A 1265-nucleotide genomic window follows, 5' to 3' on the forward strand; every position below is an offset into this window, starting at 1 on the left:
AGGTCGTCATCGCCCATCGCCGCGATCTGCTCCTCGCTCATGCCGCCGAGCGATCTCCGGTTGTAGCGCGCGAGGTTGCAGCGCGAGCCCAGCAGGCAGCCGCGCACGACGACGAACGCGCCGGCCGCGGCGCACACGAGGAACGCCGCGCCCGCAAGCCACACGTCCGCCTGCAGCACGATGGTCGCGGCCAGCCCCGCCATGAGGAGCACGGCGCCCACCACGAGCCCCGTGGTCATGAGGGAGCGCGCTTGGCTTCGCTGATCGGCCGTGTAGAAGTCGTCGACGAAGGGATGCTCCTTGCGAAACGCGCTGCGCTCGAACGATGCGGGGAGGACGAGCGCGAGCCCGACGGCCGCGCCGACGAACACGGTCACGGTTGCGAGGTTCCGCACCTCGGGCACCGGCACGAACGCGGGGTCGGACAGCAGCAGCGCCAGCGCGGCGCCCAGCATGACGACGGCGATGCCAAGCGGGAGCTTCCATGCGAACGTGCGCATGGCCTGGTCGTAGCCGGTCACATCCTGGGGCTTGCCCGCCGGCACGCGAGCGGTCCCGTCAGACGGGCGTGCGGTCAGATCGCCGCATACCAGCTCGTCGAGCGTGCAGTCGAACAGGGCGCACATGCGCAGCAGCTTGTCCATCTCGGGGTAGGCGCGCTCGGCCTCCCACTTCGACACCGATTGGCGGCTGACGCCCAGCAGCATGGCGAGCTGCTCCTGCGTCATGTTGCGCGAGGCGCGCAGATGCTGCATGTTGTCGCGAAAGCTCATTGACCCATCCTTCGTTCGTGCGATCGATGCCCCTATCATGCAGGCGCCCCGGTGCCCGCTCAACCAACTTGCGGCTTCTTTTTCGCGGTTCCCCCGACAACTTCCGGTAGCGAATCGCAGGTCAAAGCCAAGTATACCGCAGCAACGAAAAGTTCCCGCTCGCGGCCGCGAGCGGGAGGCGCGTCCTGCCGCCGCCTGCCGCCCGAAGGTGACGCCTTGATGCAGAAGGGGCCTCCGGCGCGCCGCAGCGGCCGCGCGCGCATTATAATGGAGGCCGTCCACGACCGAGAGAAGGTGCGCCATGACCGGCCCCGCCCCCACCTACTTCGCCTACCGCACGCCGCTCGGGCACGTGACCATCGCCTCGGACGGGCAGGCGCTCACGGCCCTCGCGTTCGGCGAGCGCGAGCTGGAGGGCCGCAAGCTCGCCACCGAGCTCACGAACCGCGCCGCCAACCAGCTGCAGGAATACCTCGCCGGCAGGCGCCGCGC

At 69.6% G+C, this 1265-nt stretch carries 2 protein-coding genes; one reads left to right on the top strand and one right to left on the bottom strand.

The genetic code is table 11. The features are described from left to right. The coding region (locus GPA_RS02975; protein WP_083808877.1) for a helix-turn-helix domain-containing protein at nt 1–773 on the bottom strand (773 nt) is incomplete at its 3' end. Between the two features lie 301 nt (nt 774–1074). Between GPA_RS02975 and GPA_RS18785 the strand changes: the two genes are divergently transcribed. Further along, the coding region (locus GPA_RS18785) for a hypothetical protein (RefSeq protein WP_041240004.1) at nt 1075–1265 on the top strand (191 nt) is incomplete at its 3' end.

Source organism: Gordonibacter pamelaeae 7-10-1-b (assembly GCF_000210055.1).
Classification (GTDB): Bacteria; Actinomycetota; Coriobacteriia; order Coriobacteriales; family Eggerthellaceae; genus Gordonibacter; species Gordonibacter pamelaeae.